Source organism: Thalassococcus profundi (assembly GCF_003344785.1).
Taxonomy (GTDB): Bacteria; Pseudomonadota; Alphaproteobacteria; order Rhodobacterales; family Rhodobacteraceae; genus Puniceibacterium; species Puniceibacterium profundi.
In genome coordinates this window covers 115,795-137,931 of record NZ_QPMK01000012.1, presented here as the reverse complement: position 1 = coordinate 137,931, position 22,137 = coordinate 115,795, and the positions used below count along the sequence as shown (strand labels likewise).

Below are 22,137 nucleotides of genomic sequence, written 5' to 3'. Positions count from 1 at the left end.
GGCTGGCTTGCGCTGGTGCAGGGCCTGGGCGGCTGGCCCGCCGTGGCGGGGCTGGCGGCGGCCACCTGTGCGGGGCTCTGGCTGGGCGTCTCGCCGCCCGCGGCGCTCGATGCGGTCTGGCCGACGGACCCGGCGCTCACCTCGGTCGATCCGCTTGGCGGCTACGATCTCGCGATGCTGGGAGGCTGAGCCATGGCCGACATCAACCCCGCACCGGCGCGCTGGCTGCGCGTGGTGCTTTTCGCATCCCTCGCGCTGAACCTCGCAGGCATCGGCGCGCTGGTCGGCCTTGCCGTCACCGGCGGGCCGGACCGGCAGCATGGCCCGCGCGGCCGCGACGCGGCCTTTCCCTATGCCCGCGCGCTGGACACGGACGACCGAGACAGGCTGCGGCAGCAACTGCACGAAGACTTCCGCAGCCGCCGCGGCGCGGTGGGCGAGATTGCGCAGGACTATCGCGCGGCGGTGACGCTGCTCGAGGCCGACCCGTTCGACCGCGCCGCCTTCGAAGAGCTGATGCTGCGCCAGGACGCCCGCGCCGAGCTGCGCCAGGAGGCCGGCCGCCGCGCGTTGCTGGATGTGCTGACGGCGATGACGCCCGAGGCGCGGCGCGCCTATGCCGGGCGGCTGTCGGAGCAGATCGACCGGTTCGAAGCGCGGATCGCCCGGCGCGACGACTGAGGATCAGGCGGCGCTGGCGGTGCCGATCAGGGCCTGGTTGCGGCCGTCGGCCTTGGCCCCGTAAAGCGCCCGGTCGGCCGAGTCGAGCAGCGGCGTGCTGGCCGTGCCGCGGCCGCCGATGGCCACGCCGATGCTGATGGTGACGCCGACCGAGCCGGCCTTTCCCGGCAGCGCGAAGGGCGCGCCCGCGATCGCATTGCAGAGCCGCCGCGCGATGCGCAGCGCCTCGCCGCGCCCGGTGTCGGGCAGGGCAATCAGGAATTCTTCGCCGCCGTGGCGGGCCAGCAGGTCGGCCGGCCGCAACTCCGCAGAAAGCCGCCGCGCCACCTCGACCAGCACCGCGTCGCCTGCGCCATGGCCGAAGCGGTCGTTGATGCGCTTGAAATGATCGAGATCGGCCAGCATCACCGCACAGGGCGCATCGCGCCGCGCCGCGGTATCGATCATCCTTTCAAGCTTTGGCAGGGCATAGCGGCGGTTGAAGACACCGGTCAGCGGATCGGTCAACGCGGCGCGCACGCCGTGCTGCACGGTGGCGCGCAGTCGCCTCGACGCGTTCTGCCGGGCGATGAGACGTTCCAGCCGCAGCGCCAGTTCCGCGACTTCGACCGGGCCGATCATCGCGTCGCAGGCGCCGAGGTCCAGCGCCGTCGCCGCGGACTGCCGCTGCTGCGGCGCCGCGAGAAACAGCATGCCCGCGTCCCGCGACGACGGGCGCGCGCGCAGGTCCGACAACAGCGCAAGCCCCTTGCCGGGCGCCGTCGGCGTCTCGGCGATGACATAGACGTCGGGCGGCTCCGCGCGCGGGCGCAGCACGGTGTCGGGCGCGCAGAGCGCGACCGGGCCGGGCAGGATGATCTGCAAGCCGCGGCACAGGGTCGAAAGGTCGGGCTCTGCCCCGGCGGGCACCAGCGCCACGCGGCCGGGACGGGCGAAGGCCGGACTGTCTTCGGCCAGGCCCAGGGCCTTGCGGGCGTCCTCGCGCAGGGGCGGCTCGCTGTCGCACCGGCGGGCGCGGAGGAGCGACCGCAACCGCGCCATCAGCAGAAGCCAATCGATGGGCCGCGCCATCACCTCGTCGGCACCGGCCCGCAGTGCCGTCATCCGCGCGGCGCTGTCGTCGGCGGACTGGATCACGATGGCGGGAAGATCGCCCAGGCCCGGCCTGTCGCGCAGGCGGCGGATCAGCTCGTGTCCCGGCATATCTGCAAGCCAGTCGGCGCAGATGACCAGTTCGGGACCTGATCGCGTGGCCAGCAGCGCCAGCGCCTCGGCCCCCGAAGCCGCCTGGGCGACGTCGTAGAAAGCCGCGGCCAGCCTGGTCCGGAGCACGATCCGGTTGGTGGCCAGAGGGTCGACGATCAGGATGCGTCCGTTCATGTGCCTCGCCTCGGGTGACCGGTTCGGGTTGCACCCCGCCGCGCAAACAGTCTTTAGTGCGAACGGTTAAGAAAGAGTTTCCGGAGACCGTCAAAATGTCGATTTCTCAGGATCGTGCCGAAATGATCGGGCTGCAGGCGGTGGCCTGGCTGGCGGGAAACGACGACCTTTGCCCGGTGTTCCAGGGGGCCACAGGGGCCGGAGAGGCGGAGTTCCGGGCCGGTCTTTCCGACCCGGAGTTCCAGGCCTCGGTGCTGGATTTCCTGCTGATGGACGACGCCTGGATCACCGCCTTTTGCGACGCGCAGGGCCTGGGCTACGACATGCCGATGCAGGCCCGGGCACTGCTGCCGGGCGGGGTGCAGGTGCATTGGACGTGAGGACCGCCCGCGCCGTGGACGGGGTGCTCTTCGACAAGGACGGCACGCTCTTCGATTTCTCCGCCACCTGGGACGTCTGGGCGGACGGCCTGCTGCGCGACCTGTCGCAGGGCGATGCCGCGCGGCTTTACGCGCTGGCCGCTGCTGCCGGTTACGACCTTGAAAACAGGCGCTTTCACCGTCACAGCCGCGTCATCGCCGGCACCAATCGCGAGGCTGCGGAATGCCTGGCGCCGGTGCTGGAGGGCTGGACTCTCGAAGAGATCGAGGCGCGGCTGATGGTCAGTTCCGCCAAGGCCCCGCTGCGCCCGGCGGTGCCGCTGCCGCCGCTGCTGGACGCGCTGGCGGCGCTGGACCTGCGGCTGGGTGTAATGACCAACGACACCGAATACGGCGCCCGGGCGCATCTGCGCAGCGCCGGGGTCGAGCACCGGTTCCACTTCATCGCCGGGTTCGACAGCGGCTATGGCGCGAAACCCGCGCCGGGGCCGCTGCTGGCCTTCGCCCGCAGTCAGACCCTCGATCCGTCCCGCGTGGTGATGGTGGGCGACAGCCGCCACGACCTGATCGCGGGCCGCGCCGCGGGCATGGCCTGCATCGGTGTGCTGACCGGTCCGGCGCGGGCCGAGGACCTGGCCGACCTGGCCGACGCAGTGCTGCCCGACATCGGCCACCTGCCGGACTGGATCGCCGGAGTGACGGGATAAAAACGACGCATCGCGTCGCGTTTCGGCAGGCTGGCGCTTGCCGGGAGTGCTCTGCTGGACCCCAGCGGAGCGGAGGGTGCGATGGCGGAAGCAGCGGTCAAACGGCGGCGCAGCGGCGGGCGTGCGGGCCATGCCACCCGCCGCGGTACGGCGATCATCGAACAGATGCCCTGGCGCATTCCGCAGAACCTCGACCGTCCGACCGAGCCGTTGACCGAAGAGGGCGTGGCCCGCCTGCACGACGCAGCGATGCGTATCCTCGAAGAGATCGGCGTCGCGTTCCTGAACCCCGAAGCGCTGGAGATCCTGCGCCGCGCCGGCTGCACGATCGAAGGCGAGACCGTGCGCATGGGCCGCGACATGGTGATGGAGATGATCGCCAAGGCCCCGGCGCAGTTCACAATCACCCCGCGCAACCCCGACCGGACCATCCCCATCGGAGGGCGTAGCATCGTTTTCGGCAACGTGTCCTCGCCGCCGAACTACTGGGATCTGGAGATCGGGCGCAAGGTGCCGGGCACCCGCGAGATGTGCCAGAACCTGCTGAAACTCACGCAGTATTTCAACTGCATCCACTTCGCCGGCGGCTATCCGGTCGAACCCTGCGACATCCACGCCAGCGTCCGCCACCTCGACGTGCTCTATGACAAGCTGACGCTGACCGACAAGGCGATGCATGCCTATTCGCTGGGGGCGGAGCGGGTCGAGGACGTGATGGAGATGGTGCGCATCGCCGCCGGTCTCAGCCACGACGCGTTCGACGCGACGCCCCGGATGTATACCAACATCAACTCGACTTCGCCGCTCAAGCACGATTTTCCGATGCTGGACGGCTGGATGCGCCTGGCGCGGCGCGGGCAGGGGCTGGTGGTGACGCCCTTCACGCTGGCGGGCGCGATGGCCCCGGTGACCATGGCGGGGGCGGTGGCGCAAAGCCTTGCCGAGGGCCTCTGCGCCGTGGTGCTGGCGCAGATCATCCGCCCCGGCGCGCCCTGCGCCATCGGCACTTTCACCAGCAATGTCGACATGAAATCGGGCGCGCCGGCCTTCGGCACCCCGGAATACATGCGCGCCACGCAGATGACCGGTCAGATGGCGCGATTCTACGGGCTGCCGATGCGCTCCTCGGGCGTCTGCGCCGCCAACGTGCCCGACGGGCAGGCGATGTGGGAGACCGAGCACAGCCTCTGGGCCGCGATGCAGTCGGGCACCCACATGGTGTATCACGCCGCCGGATGGCTCGAGGGCGGGCTGATCGCCAGCCCGGAAAAGTTCATCATGGATTGCGAGGTCCTGCAGCAGCTGCAACGCTACATGGAACCTGCGATCTGCGACACGAGCGACGACGCGCTGGCGCTGGACGCGATCCGCGAGGTCGGGCAGGCGGGGCATTTCTTCGGCACCCAGCATACGCAGGACCGCTACACCACCGCCTTCTACCAGCCGTTCCTGTCGGACTGGAAGAATTACGAAGCCTGGGACGCGGCGGGCGCCGTGTGGACGCCGGAACGGGCGCATGCGCTCTTCAAGCTGATCGTGAACGAATTCGAACCGCCCGCCATGCCAGAGGACCGGCGCGAGGAGCTTGCCGCCTTCGTCGAGCGGCGCAAGCGCGAGGGCGGGGCGCCCACGGATTTCTGAGAGGGCCTGCGACGCGCCGCGATCATGGCTTTACCCTGACCTCCGTGAAGGCCATCCTGACCGCGCAGGTAGAGCAGGAGACGGCGATGGCACGGCACACCGACGGGACGGCCGATACGCGGCTGCGCTGGGTCCTGACCGGTTGCGGCGTGGTGGCTGGGATCGCTGCCTGGCTGCTGTTCGATGCGCTGCCGGATGCCGGCATCGACCCGCGCGCGCACCTGGTCCTGGCCAGCGCGGCCTTTGCCTTCTTCACCATTCTGCTGGCGCTGGTGGGACCGGCACGGCTTTTGCCGGCGCTGCCGTATGCCGCCGGAACGGCGGTTGTGCTGGCGGCGCTGGTCTGGTGGGCCTCGTTGCGGCACGATACGGTCGAAGGGTTCCTGGGCCTGGTCTACCCGACCGCCGCGCAGGGGCTGGTGGTGCTGATCGCCACGCCCATCGCGGCGGCGCAGCTTTGGGCCCCGGGCGGCTGGCGCGATTATCCGACGCTGTTCGAACTCAGTTGGCGCATCATGGTGCGTTTCGCTTCGGCGCTGGTCTTCGTGGGCCTGTTCTGGGGTCTGCTGGCGCTGTCGGATGCGCTGCTGCAACTGGTGCAGGTGGGGCTGATGTCGCTGATCCGGTCGGTAGAGCCCTTGGCCTGGCTGCTGACCGGCGGTGTCTTCGGACTGGCGCTGGCGGTGGTGCACGAGATGCGCGGGTATCTCTCGCCTTACCTCGTGCTGCGGCTGTTGCGGCTCTTCGTGCCGGTGGTGCTGGCGGTGGTCGTGCTGTTCCTGGCGCTGTTGCCGTTCCGTGGATTGTCCGGCCTGCTGGGCGCTCTGTCGGCGGCGGGGACGCTGCTTTCGGCGGCGCTTGGGGCGATCGTGCTGGTCACCGTGGCGCTGGACCGCGACGCGGTTGAAGAGGTGCACACCCCCTGGCTGCGCCGCTGCGTCATGGCGCTGGCGCTGGCGATCCCGCTGCTCGGCGCGCTGGCGCTCTACGCGATCTGGGTGCGGGTCGGACAGTACGGCTGGACTCCGGCGCGGCTGATGGCGGTGACGGTGGCGTTGGTGGTCACAGGCTACGGGTTGGCATATGGCGGGGCGGTGCTGGCGCGCACCGGCTGGGCGACGCGTATCCGGCAGGCCAACATCGTCATGGCGCTGGTAATCCTCGCGCTCTGCGCAGTGTGGCTGAGCCCTGTGCTGGTGCCGGAACGGATCTCGGCCCGCAGCCAGGCCGCGCGGTTCGACACGGGCGCCATGCCGGCGGAGGACCTGCCGCTGCGCCTGCTGTCCGAAGCCTGGGGGCGTCCCGGGAAGGCGGTGCTGGACGACCTGCGCGAGACCCCGGCGGTGGCGGCGCGGATATCCGACTGGGTCGATGGGTCTGCCGCGCTGGACCCCCGACTGACCGGCGCGGATCTGCGCGAAAAGCTGGCCGCTGCCCTGCCGGTGCAAGGCGCTGATCTCGCGCCGGACATGCTGCGGGGCCTGCCCGAGGACGAGTTGCGCCGCTGGCTTTCGGCCTGTGCGCGGCGCGTCACCGGCGGGCCGGGATGCCTGCTGGTGCTGGCGCGGTTTTTGCCCGGACAGAACGTACGGCATGGCCTGCTGTTCCTCATGGATGCGCCGCAAGTGCTCGGCCGGCAGGCGCTGGCGTTGCGGGACGGCGCGCTGACGCTCGAGGGCTACGTGGTCGAGACCGCCGCCGGCGACGCGGCGCCGCTCGACCCCGGCGTACTCGAGGCGCTGCACCGGGGCGAGGGGCGGATCGGGCCTGCGGATCATCAGGTGCTGCGCATCGGCGATCGCACATTCTTTCCGAACAATTAGAAATGTTTGCGCTTTCTTAAAGGCCCGGCGCCACTCTGGGCGCGGGGCAAGGACGGCGCGATGCATGGATTGATCAACAGGACGTTGCAGAACTTTGTCAGCGACACCTATGGCGCGGCGTGCTGGCGCGACGTGGCGACGGCGGCGGCACTGGACGTCGCGGATTTCGAGGCGATGCTGCACTATGAACCGGCGGTGACCGACCGGGTGCTGGAGGCGATTGTCCTGGTGCTCGACAAGACACGCGAAACCCTGCTTGAAGACGTGGGCACCTACCTCGTGTCGCATCCGCACAGCCAGGGTCTGCGGCGGCTGTTGCGCTTCGGCGGTGTCGATTTCATCGAATTCCTGCATTCGCTCGATGACCTTCCGGGCCGCGCGCGGCTTGCGGTGCCCGATCTCGACCTGCCGGACCTCGAACTGCGCGACTTTGCCCAGAACCGGTTTGCCGTGCTGTGCAGCGGATCGGTGCCGGGTTTCGGCCACGTGCTGGTCGGCGTTCTGCGGGCCATGGCCGACGACTACGGCACGCTGGTAACGCTTGAACACGAAGGCACGGGCGCCGACGGCGAACGCATCGCCGTCACCGTGGTCGAGGCCGCATTTGCCGAGGCCCGCGCCTTTGAACTCGGGGCGCCCGGGCCGGGGCAAAACGTGGCCCGCAACAGGCGGCGCGAGGTTCCTGTCTGATGCCCGCCCGCGACACGATCCTCGATGTGCTGTGCCCGATGCATGCGGCACTAAGCGCTTCGGGCCATATCACCACCGCGGGTCCGACCCTGCGCAAGCTGTACCCCGACCTGACGTTGCCGGGCCTGCGGTTCCTGGAACTGGTCGAGGTGTCGCGCCCGCGCGGCATTACCGGCATGGAAGAATTGCTGGTCCATGCGGGGCGTAAGCTGCACCTGCGGCTGCGCGGCGGCGCGCGCACCGCGCTCAAGGGTGTGCTGATGCCGGACGGGCAGGGCGGCGCGGTGATCGACCTGTCCTTCGGCATTTCGGTGGTCGAAGCGGTGCGAGACTACCGCCTGACCAGCGCCGATTTCGCGGCCACCGACCTCACCGTCGAGATGCTGTACCTGATCGAGGCGCAGTCGGCGGCAATGGGCGAACACCGCAAGCTGAACGCCCGTCTTCAGGGCGCCCGCATCGCCGCCGAGGAACAGGCCTTTACCGACACGCTCACCGGGCTGCGCAACCGCCGCGCCCTGGACCAGGCACTGGGCCGCTGTTGCGCGGGCGGACGGCCATTCGCGCTGATGCAGCTCGACCTCGACTTCTTCAAGGCGGTGAACGACACGCTGGGCCACGCGGCGGGCGATTTCGTGCTACAGAAGGTGGCCGCGATCCTGGCCAGCGAAACCCGCGAAGAGGACCTCGCCGCACGGGTCGGCGGCGACGAATTCCTGATCCTGCTGCCGGACACGACGGACCGGAAGCATCTTGCGGATATCGCCGCGCGGATCATCACCCGGCTTGAACGACCGATACGCTTCGACGGCCAGCCCTGCCGGATTTCCGGCAGCATCGGCATCGCCGTCGCCCCTGCCGCGGGCCAGATCGCCCCGGGTCGGGTGATGGCCGAAGCGGATGCAGCACTTTACGCGTCGAAACATGCGGGCCGGGGGCGATACAGTTTTTACACCCGCGGTGCGGCCCCCGCGTCCGGCGCCGCCCCGGCTGCCGAATAGCCGCCGTGCCGGAACGGCAGCATATTTTTCTTGTCGCGGCACGCTTTGGCTTCCATTCTCGCGCCATTGCCAGACGACGGAGCCGCAGATGCGCCGGTTTATTTGTTCATGCCTTTTGATGCTTGCCCTTGCCGGTCCCACCCTGCCGCAGAGTGCATGGGCCCAGGATGACGACCAGCCGCAAGGCACGATCAGCATCGACGACAGCGCCACCCGCGACGCTGCCATCGCCACCCGCATCCGCGAGATCCTGGCCCAGCTCGACGGCTACGAAGATGTGACCGTCACCGTGAGCGCGGGCATCGTGACCCTGCGCGGCACCACGCTGGACGGTCCGGCGGCGGCGCGGCTCACGGCGCTGGCGGGTCGGGTCGAAGGCGTCGTCGCAATCGAGAACGAGGTGACCGAGACCACCGACGTGGCCAAGCGCCTGAACCCCGCCGCGCAGCGCTTCATGAAACGGATGCAGCAGGTCGTTGCCTTCCTGCCGCTCGCCGGTGTGGCGCTGGGGGCTTTCGCGGCGGTGGTGCTGGCGGGCTTTGCGCTGGCGCGGCTGCGCTGGCCCTGGGACCGGCTGGCGCCCAACGCCTTCATCGCAGACATCTATCGCCAGGTGATCCGGCTGGGGTTCTTCGTCGCCGGCCTGGTGGTGGCGCTGGACATTCTCGGCGCCACCGCGCTCCTGTCGACCATCCTCGGGGCGGCCGGGATCATCGGGCTCGCCATCGGCTTCGCTGTCCGCGACACGGTGGAGAATTTCATCGCCTCGATCATGCTGTCGATCCGCCAGCCGTTCCGCCCCAACGACACGGTCGAGATCGGCGGCGACGTCGGCAACGTGATCCGCCTGACCAGCCGCGCCACCATCCTGCTGAGTTTCGACGGCAATCACATCCGGATCCCCAACGCCACGGTGTTCAAGAGCCGGATCATCAACTTCACCCTCAACGACGAACGCCGGTTCACCGCGGATTTCGGCGTCGCCTACGACACCGACCTGTTGCAGGCGCAGAAGCTGGCCCGCGAAACGCTCGAGGCGCTGTCGTTCGTGCTGGAGAAACCCGCCGTCAACGTCTGGATCGAGGACCTGGGCGACAGCGCCGTCACCCTGCGCTGCACCGCCTGGATCGCCCAGCACAACACCAGCTTCGTCGCCGCCCGCAGCGAGGCGATCCGCCTGGTCATGGCCGCTTTCGACACGGCGGGTATCGTGATGCCCGAACCCACCGTCCGGGTGCTGCGCCCCGACGCGGCCGAGGCTGCCGAACCGGCGGCGCAGGGCGCGCCGCCCCGGTCGCCCCGCGCCGGCTCTGCGACGGCCATCGCCGCGGGCGCGATCGACGTCGCCGCCGACATGGAACACGAGCTTGAAGCCATCGTCGAGGACGAACGCCAGACCGCACGGGGCAAGGATCTGCTGCGCCGCGAAGGGCCGACGGAATAGCCGTCACTTTTTGCCACGGCAGGGCTTGATCCGCCCGATTTGTCAGCGTAAGTAGCCCCGCAGTTGGGGTGTAGCCAAGCGGTAAGGCAGCGGTTTTTGGTACCGTGTACCGTAGGTTCGAATCCTACCACCCCAGCCAAGCACTCGCTCCGCTCGTGAAGTCTTGCGTTTAAATGGCTTGAGGGCCGTTGGCGTTGATGCGGTGCCCCAGCCAAGAGTGTGAGCGGGTATAACGGGTGGTCCGGCTCTATGCACGCAGCGGCGATGCGGCGCTGGCGTCCGAGCTGGGCAGTGCCAACGCCGTGGTCCGACCTGTCGTCGCTGGACGGGCCCACCGCCCTGGGGCAAACGGCCGAAGACCAGATGGGCCGCATCGTCAACATCGCCTCGCAGGCCGGGCAGGGTGGCGACCGGGCCGAGGCCATGTCCCATGGCGCGACCAAGGCGGCGCTGATCGACCCGACTTAGAGCATCGCGCGGGGGTTCGGTCTGGAAAATATTCGAACCGAACGTGTCCCACAGAGCTTCCGTCCATTGCAAAGAATGGCTCGCACCACCCAACCGTGGGACTGAACATCTAAGCGCTTTGCAGCGACCTGTCGGCGACTTGCGACGTCGCTTGGGCGGGCTGCGAATAAAGATAGTCACGCGTGCGCGGCACCGTGTGCTGCTGCTTGGACAGCTGCAACTGAAACACCGCCTGCTGCTGTTCCTCGAACGCCATCTCGCAGGCGACGAGGTAGAACCGCCAGAGCCGGACGAACCGGTCGTCATGCATGGCGCGGACGGTTTTCACGTTGGCCTCGAAGCGGTCGCGCCAGTGGTGCAGGGTCGGCCCGTAATGGCCGCGCAACACCTCGAGATCCGCCAGCCAGAGGTTTGCGGATTCCATCGGGCGCGCCAGGTCCGACAGCGACGGCACGTAGCCGCCCGGAAAGATGTGGCGTTCCAGCCAGGGCGAGGTCGGCCGCGGCGGCGCCGTGCGACCGATGGTGTGAATGAGCGCGAGACCGTCCCGGGTCAGAAGATCGCTGACTTTGGCGAAGTAGGTGGGAAACTGCGGCAGGCCCACGTGTTCCAGCATGCCGACGCTGACGATCCGGTCAAAGCGTTCGGTCAACTCGCGGTAATCCATCAGCCGAAAATCCGTCATTTCGGACAGACCCTCGGCGCGGGCCCTGGCCTGCGCGGTCTCGAGCTGGCTGCGCGAGAGCGTGACGCCGGTCACGTGGACGCCATGCTCGCGCGCCAGCGTCAGCGCCATGCCGCCCCAGCCGCAGCCGATGTCCAGCACCCGAAGACCGGGCGCCAGCCGCAGCTTGCTTGCGATATGCGCCTTCTTCGCGGCCTGCGCCGCGTCCAGGGACATTCCGGGGTCTTTGAAATAGGCGCAGCTGTACTGCATGTCGCGGTCGAGGAAGAGGCGGTAGAACTCCTCGGACAAATCGTAATGGTGAGAGACGTTGCGCCGCGACGTGAGCGGCGTATTGCGCTGGAGCCAGCGGCCGACCGCGCCGCGCATGTAGGAATAGCCGCGAAACCAGGCCGGCATCCCGCCACGCTGTTCGTTCCGGGCCAGCAGGGTGAGCAGGTCGAAAAGCTGGTGTTCGGGAATTTCGAGGCTGCCGTCGGTGTACCCTTCGCCAAGGGCCATGATCGGCCGGAGACAGAGGTCTTTCACGATGTTCGGCGTGGTCAGGGTCACCCGTGCCTTGGGGCCGCTTCCATCTCCATAGCGGACGCGGCGTCCGTCGGGCCAGACGATGTCGAGCGTGCCCTCTGAAATCAAATGCCGCAGCATGCGGTCCAAAAACCTGTTCCACATGAACACCTCCCGTTCGACGGAACGAATAGTGATGGAATTTACATGGGCTAACGCCCCCGACGCGCGTTTGGTTTCACGGGGTGGCGTGCAAAAAACGCTCTATGCGCCTTTTGCGGCGTGTCGACGGCGGCAAACGCAGACTCGGACCGCGCTCCGAACTGCTCGCCGAACCGACAACGCTTGGGTCCGGTTCTGGGCCGGTCACAGGCTGTGTCGTTGCAAGCACGGCACAGCGGTCGCGGCGTGCCCCGCCGTACCGTCTCGTCACGCGCGATCGGCGGCCTCCGTCAGCGCCGCTGTAAAGAGACGCTGCGCGGCGCTTGGCGTCTCGTCCGGGCGGGTCATCAGCCCGACCGGGCCGGCGGTAGTGTCAAGGTCCATGTCGAGCCGCACCAGACGTCCTTCGGCGAGGTCCTGCGCCACCACGCCTTCGGAGATGATCCAAAGCGCATCGCTGTGCAGAAGGTGGTTGCGCCCGAACGCCCCCGACACGGTTTCGATCCGGTCGGCCGGCAAGGGCACGCCCTGGGCGATCAATGTCCGGGCGATCAGCGGCCGGATCGCCGCATCGTCCGGCGGATAGACGACGGGCCAGTCGCCGAGGGCCGCGGGCGGCACCGACCGCCGCGCCGCCAGCGGATGGCCGGGGCGGGCGGTGCAGACGATACGCTCGACATAAAGCTGGGTGAAGGACAGCGCCTGCATGCTGGCGGGCGAGCCCAACCGTCCGACAACAAGGTCGACACGGCCGGCCCGCAGCTCGGACACCAGGTGCCCATGCGGCCCGTCGCGCAGCTCGACCACGACGCCCGGCATCGCCTTGCGAAAGCGCGCCACAGCCTTGGGCATCAGCGCCGCCGCGACCGACGGCATCGCGCCCACGCGCAGCGTCTGGCTGTCGCCCCGGCGCAGCGCCTCCACCCCGTCCACCCCGCGCCGCAGCGCCGCGAGCGACGTCTCTGCGCCTTCGAGAAAGGCCTGGCCTTCGGGCGTGAGCCGCACGCCGCCGCGTCCGCGCTGCATCAGCGTGGCGCCCAGCAGCGTCTCCAGCTCCTTCAGCGTCTTCGACAGGGCCGGCTGGGTCAGGCTCAGCACCGCGCAGGCGCGTTTCAGGCTGCCTTCGCGGTGGATGGTGGCGAAACATTCGATATGCCGGAACTTGATCCGTCGGTCGACCACGTGACTTTCCTTTTTCGGAAATCAAAAGGCATGAAATGTCATTTTACTTGTCTCTTGGGTTCAGCATTTACTGAAAAAACAGGAGATGACAATGAAAACCCAGGTTGCGATCATCGGTGGCGGCCCGTCCGGGCTGCTTCTTGGCCAGCTTCTGCATGTGCAGGGCATCGATGCCGTGGTCCTGGAACGCCGCACCAAGGCGCATGTGCTCAAACGCATCCGCGCCGGGGTGCTCGAACGCGGTCTGATCGACCTTCTGGCGCAGGCTCAAGTGCCGACCCGCATGGAGACCGACGGATATGCCCACGACGGCACGGTGATCTCTTACGACGCGGAAAGCTTTCGCATCGACTTTGCCGAACATACCGGCACGCCCGTGATGGTCTACGGCCAGACCGAGGTGACCCGCGACCTCTATGCCGCACGCGACGCGGCCGGCGCGCGGACGCTGTTCGAGGTCGAGGATATCGAGATCGAGAATGCCGCGCTCGACGGCGACGGGCCGGTGACACTGCACTTCAGCGAAGGCGGTAACCGTCAAAGACTCACCTGCGACTACGTGGCCGGCTGCGACGGGTACCACGGCGTGTCACGCCAGTCGATCCCGGCCGACAAGCGCCACGAATTCGAAAAGGTCTATCCTTTCGGCTGGCTGGGCATCCTGTCGGAAACGCCGCCGGTGCATCACGAGTTGATCTACGCCAACTCCGAACGCGGCTTCGCGCTTTGCTCCATGCGCAACGACCGCCTCAGCCGCTACTACGTGCAGGCCCCGGTCGACGATGACTCGGCCAGGTGGTCCGACGACGCCTTCTGGGACGAATTGCGCCGCCGCATCCCGCCGGAATACGCCGAGGCCCTCGTCACTGGTCCCTCGATCGAGAAAGGCATCGCGCCGCTGCGCAGCTTCGTCTGCGAGCCGATGCAATACGGCCGGCTTTTCCTCTGCGGCGACGCCGCCCATATCGTGCCGCCGACCGGCGCAAAGGGACTGAATACCGCCGCGTCTGACGTGCACTATCTCTTCGAGGCGCTGAAAGCGCGTTATCTCGACGGCGATTCCGCGGCGCTTGCCGACTACTCGGCCCGGGCCCTGGCGCGGGTCTGGAAGGCCGAGCGGTTTTCCTGGTGGATGACCTCGACCCTGCACCGTTTCCCGGAGATGAGCACTTTCGACCTGCGCATGCAGCGCGCCGAGCTTGAGTTCCTGCGCACCACGCCGTCGGCCCAGGCGTCGCTGGCGCAGAATTACGTGGGCTTGCCGTATTGAGGGGGATGCGATGACCGACAGATACGACACTGGCATGGCGGTGCGCCGCAAGGTGCTGGGGGATGCGCATGTGGACCGCGCGGAGGCGACGAAATCCGATTTCGACGCGCCGTTCCAGACCCTGATCACCGAAGGCGCCTGGGGCACGGTCTGGGCGTCCGAGGCGATCCCGCTGCGCGAACGGTCGATGCTGACCCTGGCGCTGCTCGCCGCCACCGGCAATTTCGAGGAAATCCCCATGCACATCCGCGCCTGCGCCCGCACCGGAGCCACCCGGCAGGACGTGCAGGAAGCCTTCCAGCACGTGGCGATCTATGCCGGCGTGCCGCGCGCCAACCACGCGATCAAGCTCGCCAGACAGACCTGGGCCGAGATGGACGCCGACGACTGAGCCGCGCTGGAACGCTGTCGCCCGCCCGCTCCACCCCGCGCCCAGGATACGACGACGCAGCACCTTCTCCGGTTCCAAAACACCGCCGCGATCCATCCTCCCGGACGGCCAGCCTGCCGGAACCGCAGGTCCGCGCGGAATCGTCCCGCGCGTCGATACCCAATCGCACCAGCCGGCTCCGGCGGCGCGAAACGCCCCCAAGCTTCATCTTGCCGGTAAACTCCGGAGAGCACGAGAGGCAGCGCCTCTCGTATCGCGCCCCGGGGCGCGATCCCAACGTCTAGGCGGCCTCCGCCGCCCGCAATTCCTTGTCCAGACGCGCGCTTTCCTGTGCCTTCGGCGTGGAGAAGCGGGCCAGCAGGAGGTAAGCCACCGGCGTGAGGTAGAGCGTCGACAGCGTCGCCAGTCCCAGCCCGCCGACAATGACCCATCCCAAAGCCTCGCGCGCCTCGGCGCCCGCGCCCGAGGACAGGATCAGCGGCACGCCGCCCAGCACGGTCGAGATCATCGTCATCATCACCGGCCTCAGGCGGATCGAACAGGCTTCGGTGATGGCGTCGTAGACCTCCTTGCCCTCGTCCCGCAGCTGGTTGGCGAATTCCACGATGAGGATGCCGTTCTTGGCCATGATCCCGATCAGCATCACCAGCCCGATCTGGCTGTAGACGTTGAGGCTCTGCCCGGTGAGCACCAGCGCGAAGGCGGCGCAGGCCAGCCCCAGCGGCACCGTGGCCATGACCACGATGGCCGAAACGAAGCTTTCGAACTGCGCGCTCAGCACCAGGAACACCACGAGGATCGCGAAACCGAAGGTCACGACCAGGCCCGAGGATGTCTGGTCGAGCGTCGCCGCCTCGGCCAGCGGCACGATGCGGTTCTCCTCGGCGAGGACGCCCTCGGCCAGGCGCTCCACCTCGGCCATGGCATCGCCCAGCGACAGCTCGGGCGTCAGCCCGGCGCTGATCTCGACCGAGCGGTTCTGGCTCTCGCGGCTCAATTCGGGGGCGATGGCGCGTTCCTCGAGCGACACGAAGGACGACATCGGCACCATCTGCCCGTCAGCAGCCTGGACGAACACGTTCTCCAGGTCGCCGGGATCGTTCACCGGGTCGGTGGTGGACAGCATCTGCACGTCGTAGCTGGTGTCGTCGACGAAGACCGTGCCGACGCTGCGGCCGTCCAGTACCGCGCGCAGGGCGTCGCCCAGCCCGGTGATGTCGATGCCCAGATCCGACGCGCGGGTGCGGTCGATCTCGATGAAAAGCTGCGGCTGCGTGGTTTCGTATTCCAGCCGCACCTGGCCCATCGCCGGGTTCTCCTGCATCCGGGTCACCAGCTGCTGGGACACCTCGGCCAGCTGGCGGTAGCTGTCGCCGGTGATGGCGAAGGTCAGCCCCCGGCCCGCGCCGCGGATGCCCAGCGAATTGGGCTGGATGGCGAAGGCGCGCACGCCGATGATCTGCCGAAGCGCGCCGTTGATCTGGCCGACGATCTCGGATTGCGGCCGGTCGCGCTCGCCCCACTTGGCCAGCGTCATCACCATGAAGCCGCGGTTGTCGGCGGCAAACCCGGCGATGGAGAAGACGTTGGTGATCTCGCCCGACTCCACCAGCGGCTGAATCGCGCTCTCGATCTCGGCCATCTTCGAGGTGGTGTAGTTCAGCGACACGCCCTGCGGCGCGGTCACCGACAGCAGCGCCACCGCGCGGTCCTCGGGCGGGGTGAGTTCCTGGCGGATGTTGCTGCCCATGAAGGCGGCGGTCACGGCAAAGGCCGCGGCGGCCAGCACGATCACGAAGGGAATGCCGAGCGCCGCCTTGAGCGTGGCGGCATAAAGGCGCGAGAGCCGGTTGCCGAGCCAGATCATCGGCCCGCGCGGATCGCGGTCGGGTTCCTTGCTCAGCAGGCGCGAGGCCAGCACCGGGCAGAGCGTCAGCGCGATGAAGGACGACAGCATCACGGCCATGGCGAGGGTAAAGCCGAATTCGCGGAAAAGCCCGCCGGCCTGGCCGGGCAGGAAGGACAGCGGGATGAACACCGCCGCCAGCGTCGCCGTGGTGGTCACGACGGCGAAGAACACCTGCTTTGTGCCCAGCACGGCCGCGGCGCGCGGTCCCATGCCCTGGCCGCGCAGGCGCACGATGTTCTCGAGCACTACGATGGCGTCGTCCACGACCATGCCCGTGGCCAGCACCAGCGCCAGAAGCGTGAGGATGTTGACCGAGAACCCGACCATGTAGATCGCCGCCAGCGTGCCTACCAGGGCGACGGGCAGGGTCAGCGTCGGAATGAGCGTGGCCGAGACGTTGCGCAGGAAGACGAAGATCACCGCCACGACGATGGCCACGGCCAGGCCCAGGGTCTTCAGCACCTCGACGATGGAGCCGTTGATGAACACCGCGTCGTCCGAGGTGACGAAGATGTTGACGTCCTCGGGCAGCGTCTCGGACAGGCTGTTCACCACGTCATGCACTGCGGCGGAGATCTCCAGCGTGTTCGACGTCGCCTGGCGGATGATGCCAAGGCCAAGGCCGGTTTCGCCATTGGCCCGCAGCACGGTTTCGTTGGGCGCGGGGCCCAGCGTCACGGTGGCGACGTCGCCGAGGATCACGTCGTCGGCGATCTCCAGCGCCTCGAAGGCGTCGGGCGTGGTGATCGTAGCGGTGGTGCGCACATTCAGCGACTGCCGGTCGCCGGTCAGGTCGCCCGCGGGCGCGTCGTATGCGATGGTGCCGAGTGCCGAGCGCAGATCCGCGAGGGTCAGGCCACGGCTCGCCAGTTCCAGCTGGTTTATGTCGATGCGGAAGATCGGTTCGCGGTCGCCGTAGATCTGCAGGTCGGCGACGCCGGGGATCGAGATCAGCCGGTCCTCCACGCGATCGGTGACAAGCTGCGTCAACTCCTGCGGAGAGCGCCCGGCAGAGGTCACCGCGACCCGGACCACCGGCTGGGCATTGGCATCCGCCTTGACGATTTCGGGCTGTTCGGCATCCTCGGGCAGATTGTTCGCGATCCGCGCCACGGCGTCGCGGGAATCCGTGGCGGCGACATCGATGTCGATGTCGTCGTTGAATTCCAGCGTCACCCGGCTGCGGCCGAAGCGCGAATTGGACGACAGGCTGCGGATGCCGGCGACGCGGCCCACGGCGCCTTCGACGCGGGAGGTGATTTCCTGGTCGACGGTTTCCGCCGAGGCGCCGGCGAATTCGGTGGTGATGGTGATGACGGGCCGGTCGACATCCGGCAATTCGCGGATTTCCACGCCAAAGAGTGCGGCGATCCCGGCGATCACGATCAGCGCGTTGAGTACGAAGGCGAGGATCGGGCGTTGAACGAAAATTGCCGTGCCGCCGCGGTTCGAAGCTGTGTCGGCCATGTCTCAGCCCTGTTCCGTCGCGCGCATGTCATCCGCGGCGCTGGTGGTTTCGGGCAGGCTTACCTCGGCGCCGGGGCGCAGGGTCTGCACGCCTTCGGTCACCACCATGTCGTCTTCGGTCAGCTCGGCCTCGACCAGCACCGAATCGGCGTTGCGCTGGCGGATCACGATGGGCACGCGCACCGCCTTGCCGTCGCGCACCGCCCAGACAAAGGATCCGTCCGAGGACCACTGCACCGATAGCGGGTTGATCGACGGGTAGGGGTCGCCCTCGAACCGCAGCAGCACCGAGAATGCCATGCCCTCGCGCAAGCTGTCGTCGTCGTTCTCGATCCGAGCCTGCACGCGCAGGGTGCGGCTGGTGCGGTCCACGACGTTGTCGATGGCGCTGACCTCTCCGGTCAGGGTCCGGGCGCGGTTGGCCAGCGGCGACAGTTCCACGGGCATGCCGCGCTCGATCTGCCCGACGGCGCGTTCCGGCACGCGGAAGTCGATCAGGATCTCCGACCGGTCGGTGATCACCGCCAGCGGTTCCTGCGCCGGGATGCGGTCGCCTTCCTCCACGTCCAGGAGCCCGATCCAGCCCGAGATCGGCGCGCGGATGACCCGCTGCGACAGGTCGAATTCGGCCTGGCGCCGCTCCAGCTCGGCGTTGCGCAGCGCCAGCCGCGCCTCGCGGATGCGCACCTCGGTCACGGCGCCGGAGTTTCCGAGCGCCGACAGCCGGTCGACATCGTCCTGCGCGTCGGTCAGCATCAGGCGCGCGCGCTCGACCGCGATGCGCTCTGCCTCGTCGTCGAGCCGGACCATCACCGCGCCTTCCTCGATGTAGCTGCCGGCCTCGAAGGTCATTTCGGCGATGCGACCCGTCGCCTCCGACCGGACCGTGACAGAGCGTACCGCACGGCCGTCGCCCACGGCGGTGATCCGGTTGTTGAGCGTGCCGATGCTGACCGGCTCGGCGATCACCTGAGCTGCGCCGCCGCCGCGCGGTCCGCCACCGCCGCTGTCCTGAACCGCGGCTTCGGCCAGTTCCACGCCCACCAGCTGGGGCAGGCCGGTGCTGTTGAGCCAGCCCGCTGCCGAGGGCACGTAAGTCACCCAGATCGCCAGCGTCGCGGCGATCACGACGATGCCGAGGATCAGTTGTTTCAGGAATGCCATGACGGTCGGGCCTCGGAAGAAAATACAGGTCGAAGTCTACACCGCTATCTAGGCGGCTGCCGGAAAAAAGCAGGATGGCGGCCTGATATTCGCGTGATCACGGCGTCATCGGCGGGAAAACCGGCGCATTGACCGTCAGGGAATGATCTCGAACCGCTGGACATCGACCATGCCGCGGTCGGTGATCTTGAGCGCCGGGATCACCGGCAGGGCGAGGAAGGCGAGCTGCAGAAAGGGCTCTTCGAGGGTAACACCCAGGGTCCGGGCCGCGTCCCGCAGCGCGACCAGCGCATCGCGCACCGCCTCGAACGGCTCAAGACTCATCAGCCCGGCGACCGGCAGCGCCAGTTCTGCCAGCACCACGCCGTCGCGCACCACCGCGAAACCGCCTTCGATCTCGGCCAGCCGGTTCACCGCGAGCGCCATGTCGTCGTAGTCGATCCCGACGCAGGCGATGTTGTGGTGATCGTGGCAGACGGTCGAGGCGATCGCTCCCGCCTGCAGTCCGAAGCCGCGGACGAAGCCGCTCGCGATGTTGCCGTTCTTGCCATGCCGTTCGATCACCGTGATCCGCGCCAGGTCGCGCGCCGGGTCGGGGCGCTTGTCGCCGTCGGCGATGGCGATCTCTTCGTGCAGGTGGTCGGTCAGGATCTGCCCCTCGCGGATGCCGATCACGTCGGTGGCGGTGCGGTTGGCGCGGCTCTGGAAATCGGGCGCCGCGACGCGCGGCGCCCTGACCGAGGCGCGGCCCACCGGCGGCAGGGCGGGGCGGGCGGCAAAGGCGGCGTCGGTCACTTCCTGCCCGGCGCAGAAGACACGGGCGGCACGGCAATCTTCCAGGCTGTCCAGAACCACGATATCAGCGCGCTTGCCGGGGGCGATCAGGCCGCGGTCGGTCAGCCCGAAGGCCTCTGCCGCCGACAGGCTCGCGGCGCGGTAGGCGGCCAGCACCGGTGTGCCGAGCGCGATCAGGGTGCGGATCATGTAGTCGAGATGACCGTGTTCCGCGATGTCCAGCGGATTGCGGTCGTCGGTGCAGAGGCACATGTAGGGCGCGGTGAGGTCGGTCAGAAGCGGCTGCAACGCGTGCAGGTCCTTGGAAACCGAGCCTTCGCGGATCAGCACGCGCATGCCCTTCTGAAGCTTTTCGCGCGCTTCTTCGGCGGTCGTCGCCTCGTGTTCGGTGCGGATCCCGGCGGCGATATAGGCGTTGAGGTCGCGGCCCGACAGCTGCGGGCAATGCCCGTCGATATGCCCGCCGTCGAACAGCCGCAGTTTGTCCATCGCCTGAGGATCGCGGTGTATCACCCCGGGATAGTTCATGAATTCCGCAAGGCCGATGCCCGAAGAATGGCCGCGCAGCGACGCGATATCCGCGGCCAGAAGCTCAGCGCCCGCCGTCTCCATATGGGTCGAGGGCACGCAGGAGGACAGCTGCACCCGGATGTCCATCACGGTGAGTTCGGACGCGCGCTGGAAATAGCGGATGCCCTCGGCGCCCAGCACGTTGGCGATCTCGTGCGGGTCGCAGATCGCGGTGGTGACCCCGCGCGGCGCCACGCAGCGGTCAAATTCCAGCGGCGTGATCAGGCTCGATTCGATGTGCAGATGCGTGTCGACGAAGCCGGGCACCAGGATCTTGCCGCGCACGTCGATCACGTCGCGGCCATCGTATTCGGCGCAGGTGCCGACGATCCGGTCGCCGCAGATCGCCACGTCTCCGTCCAGAAGCGTGCCGGTCACCAGGTCGAAGACGCGGCCGCCGCGCAGGACGAGATCGGCGGGGCTGTCGCCGCGCGCCTGGGCGATGCGGGTCTCGATCGCGGTCATCGGCGGTCTCCTCTCAGGTCTCGGTCGCGGGGTCCTGCGGCGGCACCGGACGCGGGCGGCCCTCTTCGTCGATGGCGACGAAGGTGAACAGCGCCTCGGTGACCTTTTCGCGGCTGCCCAGCTTGTTGCGCAGGATCCAGGCCTCGATGGCGATGGCCATGGAAGTGGTGCCGACGCGGGTGATCTCGCCATAGATGCAAAGCACGTCGCCGACCTTGACCGGCCGGATGAATTTCATTGCATCGAGCGCCACGGTGGCGACGCGACCGCGCGCGCGGGCCCCGGCGATGATGCCGCTGGCGATGTCCATCTGGCTCAGAACCCAGCCGCCGAAGATGTCGCCGTTGACGTTCACATCGGCTGGCATGGCCAGCGTGCGCAGCGTCAGTTCGCCGGTCGGTGTCTCGGTGTCGGGCATCGGCGCGGTCCTTGTTTTCAGGTGCCCGGATAGAACGCCATGCGGGCCCCGAGGACAAGGCGGAGCCGCCGGCTTGCCGCGAATTTTCACGACCTGGCCGAGCGCCATTTACCTGACCTTAAAAGCTGAGACGCAAAAGTGGCCTGACACGAGCGCCGGAAAGGAAACGCCACCATGCAAAGTAGCGCCAGAAAAGAAGAGTCTCTTGTCCCGGTTGCCGCCGGAAAGGTCATGGCGCTGCATGCGCTGGTGGTCGATGACAACGAAATGGACCGCAAGCGCCTGCGCCGCCTGTGCCGGAAGGCCGGGCTCAAGCTCGAGGTGGCGGAGGCGACCGATATCGATACGATGCGCCGCAAGCTCGATCTGCAACGCTTCGATCTGATCTTTCTCGATTATCATCTCGAGTTTGAAACCGGTCTCGACGCGCTTGCCGAAGTGGTTTCGCATCCGAAGCAGGGCCAGGCGATCTCGATCATGGTCACCAGCGTCGACAGCCATGACGTCATCATCGATGCCATGAAAAGCGGTTGTTCGGACTACCTGATCAAGGACGAGATCAGCCCGGACATGATCCGCAAATCGATCTCGACCGCCATCGAACGGCGCATCCTGATGGCCGCCATCGCGGAGGAACGCGCCCTGCGCGAAAGCCTGCGCGGCATCGTCGAACGGTTCTCGGATGCCTGTGCGCCTGAAATGCGTGCGATCATGTCCGCGATGCTGCGGCGGGTCCGGTCGGCGCGCGGAACCGGCAGCACCGATACCATCCTCACCGACAACCTCCTGGCGATGGAGCGGTCGTGCAAGGAAGTGTTCCAGTTCCTCGAGGATCTGGGCACCGTGCTTGATCGCCCGCCCGGCGACGCAAGCGCCATCGCGCGGCAGCTGGCCGCCGACCCCGCGGGCCTGAGGGTCGGAGACCGGAGGCACTGAC

Annotated in this window: 19 protein-coding genes, 1 tRNA gene and 1 pseudogene; 14 read left to right on the top strand and 7 right to left on the bottom strand. The window is 68.0% G+C overall.

Going from position 1 to position 22,137, the window contains the following annotated elements; genetic code table 11:
- Positions 1-189: pseudogene (locus tag DU478_RS22945) on the top strand (hypothetical protein); the annotation flags it as partial.
- Positions 190-192: 3 nt separating this feature from the next.
- Positions 193-681 carry a periplasmic heavy metal sensor gene (locus DU478_RS15230; protein WP_114511824.1) on the top strand — a complete coding sequence of 163 codons (489 nt, stop codon included), beginning with the start codon at positions 193-195 and terminating at the stop codon, positions 679-681.
- A gap of 3 nt (positions 682-684) precedes the next feature.
- On the opposite strand, the gene DU478_RS15225 is transcribed toward DU478_RS15230, so the two are convergent.
- Positions 685-2,061: a diguanylate cyclase gene (locus DU478_RS15225; RefSeq protein ID WP_114511823.1), complete on the bottom strand. Its 1,377-nt coding sequence runs from the start codon at positions 2,059-2,061 to the stop codon at positions 685-687.
- Between the two features lie 95 nt (positions 2,062-2,156).
- Here DU478_RS15225 and DU478_RS15220 point away from each other — a divergent pair, with 95 nt between their 5' ends.
- From DU478_RS15220 to DU478_RS15180, 9 genes are all read left to right on the top strand, one after another.
- On the top strand, positions 2,157-2,441 hold the full coding sequence (locus DU478_RS15220) for a DUF3572 domain-containing protein (protein WP_114511822.1): 285 nt from the start codon (positions 2,157-2,159) through the stop codon (positions 2,439-2,441).
- A complete protein-coding gene (locus DU478_RS15215) occupies positions 2,438-3,148 on the top strand; it encodes an HAD family hydrolase (RefSeq protein WP_114511832.1) in 711 nt (236 codons plus the stop codon). Before DU478_RS15220 ends, DU478_RS15215 begins: the two co-directional genes overlap by 4 nt.
- Positions 3,149-3,229: 81 nt before the next feature.
- The gene (locus DU478_RS15210) at positions 3,230-4,789 is read left to right on the top strand and encodes a trimethylamine methyltransferase family protein (RefSeq protein ID WP_114511821.1); all 1,560 of its coding nucleotides are present in this window, start codon (positions 3,230-3,232) and stop codon (positions 4,787-4,789) included.
- An 86-nt stretch (positions 4,790-4,875) separates the two neighbouring features.
- Complete coding sequence (locus DU478_RS15205) at positions 4,876-6,612, top strand: DUF4153 domain-containing protein (RefSeq protein WP_114511820.1); 1,737 nt, start codon at positions 4,876-4,878, stop codon at positions 6,610-6,612.
- Between the two features lie 60 nt (positions 6,613-6,672).
- The gene (locus DU478_RS15200) at positions 6,673-7,302 is read left to right on the top strand and encodes a heme NO-binding domain-containing protein (protein WP_114511819.1); all 630 of its coding nucleotides are present in this window, start codon (positions 6,673-6,675) and stop codon (positions 7,300-7,302) included.
- The gene (locus tag DU478_RS15195; RefSeq protein WP_114511818.1) at positions 7,302-8,303 is read left to right on the top strand and encodes a GGDEF domain-containing protein; all 1,002 of its coding nucleotides are present in this window, start codon (positions 7,302-7,304) and stop codon (positions 8,301-8,303) included. The genes DU478_RS15200 and DU478_RS15195 overlap by 1 nt, the downstream gene beginning before the upstream one ends.
- Positions 8,304-8,421: 118 nt before the next feature.
- A complete protein-coding gene (locus tag DU478_RS15190) occupies positions 8,422-9,747 on the top strand; it encodes a mechanosensitive ion channel family protein (protein ID WP_233501325.1) in 1,326 nt (441 codons plus the stop codon).
- A 64-nt stretch (positions 9,748-9,811) separates the two neighbouring features.
- A tRNA-Gln gene (locus DU478_RS15185) sits at positions 9,812-9,886 on the top strand.
- Positions 9,887-10,011: 125 nt separating this feature from the next.
- A complete protein-coding gene (locus DU478_RS15180) occupies positions 10,012-10,215 on the top strand; it encodes a hypothetical protein (protein WP_147276362.1) in 204 nt (67 codons plus the stop codon).
- Between the two features lie 109 nt (positions 10,216-10,324).
- On the opposite strand, the gene DU478_RS15175 is transcribed toward DU478_RS15180, so the two are convergent.
- Together DU478_RS15175 and pcaQ are read right to left on the bottom strand one after the other, a co-directional pair.
- A complete protein-coding gene (locus DU478_RS15175; protein WP_114511815.1) occupies positions 10,325-11,572 on the bottom strand; it encodes an SAM-dependent methyltransferase in 1,248 nt (415 codons plus the stop codon).
- A 264-nt stretch (positions 11,573-11,836) separates the two neighbouring features.
- On the bottom strand, positions 11,837-12,751 hold the full coding sequence (gene pcaQ, locus DU478_RS15170) for a pca operon transcription factor PcaQ (RefSeq protein WP_114511814.1): 915 nt from the start codon (positions 12,749-12,751) through the stop codon (positions 11,837-11,839).
- Between the two features lie 91 nt (positions 12,752-12,842).
- On the opposite strand from pcaQ, the gene pobA reads away from it, so the two are divergent.
- Positions 12,843-14,021, top strand: coding sequence for a 4-hydroxybenzoate 3-monooxygenase (gene pobA / locus DU478_RS15165; protein WP_114511813.1), 1,179 nt, complete (start codon positions 12,843-12,845; stop codon positions 14,019-14,021).
- Positions 14,022-14,031: 10 nt separating this feature from the next.
- On the top strand, positions 14,032-14,412 hold the full coding sequence (pcaC, locus tag DU478_RS15160) for a 4-carboxymuconolactone decarboxylase (RefSeq protein WP_114511812.1): 381 nt from the start codon (positions 14,032-14,034) through the stop codon (positions 14,410-14,412).
- A 280-nt stretch (positions 14,413-14,692) separates the two neighbouring features.
- Here the strand turns inward: pcaC and DU478_RS15155 are convergent, their stop codons facing one another.
- The 4 genes from DU478_RS15155 to DU478_RS15140 form a co-directional block, all read right to left on the bottom strand.
- Complete coding sequence (locus DU478_RS15155) at positions 14,693-17,788, bottom strand: efflux RND transporter permease subunit (protein ID WP_114511811.1); 3,096 nt, start codon at positions 17,786-17,788, stop codon at positions 14,693-14,695.
- Positions 17,789-17,791: 3 nt separating this feature from the next.
- Positions 17,792-18,952, bottom strand: a complete 1,161-nt coding sequence (locus DU478_RS15150) for an efflux RND transporter periplasmic adaptor subunit (protein WP_114511810.1) — start codon at positions 18,950-18,952, stop codon at positions 17,792-17,794.
- 135 nt (positions 18,953-19,087) lie between these two features.
- Entirely contained in the window at positions 19,088-20,782 is a 1,695-nt protein-coding gene (gene ade / locus DU478_RS15145) for an adenine deaminase (RefSeq protein ID WP_114511809.1), read from the bottom strand.
- A gap of 13 nt (positions 20,783-20,795) precedes the next feature.
- Entirely contained in the window at positions 20,796-21,200 is a 405-nt protein-coding gene (locus tag DU478_RS15140; RefSeq protein WP_114511808.1) for an acyl-CoA thioesterase, read from the bottom strand.
- 231 nt (positions 21,201-21,431) lie between these two features.
- Between DU478_RS15140 and DU478_RS15135 the strand changes: the two genes are divergently transcribed.
- A complete protein-coding gene (locus tag DU478_RS15135) occupies positions 21,432-22,136 on the top strand; it encodes a response regulator (RefSeq protein WP_158545794.1) in 705 nt (234 codons plus the stop codon).
- The last annotated feature ends 1 nt before the right edge of the window (position 22,137 follow it).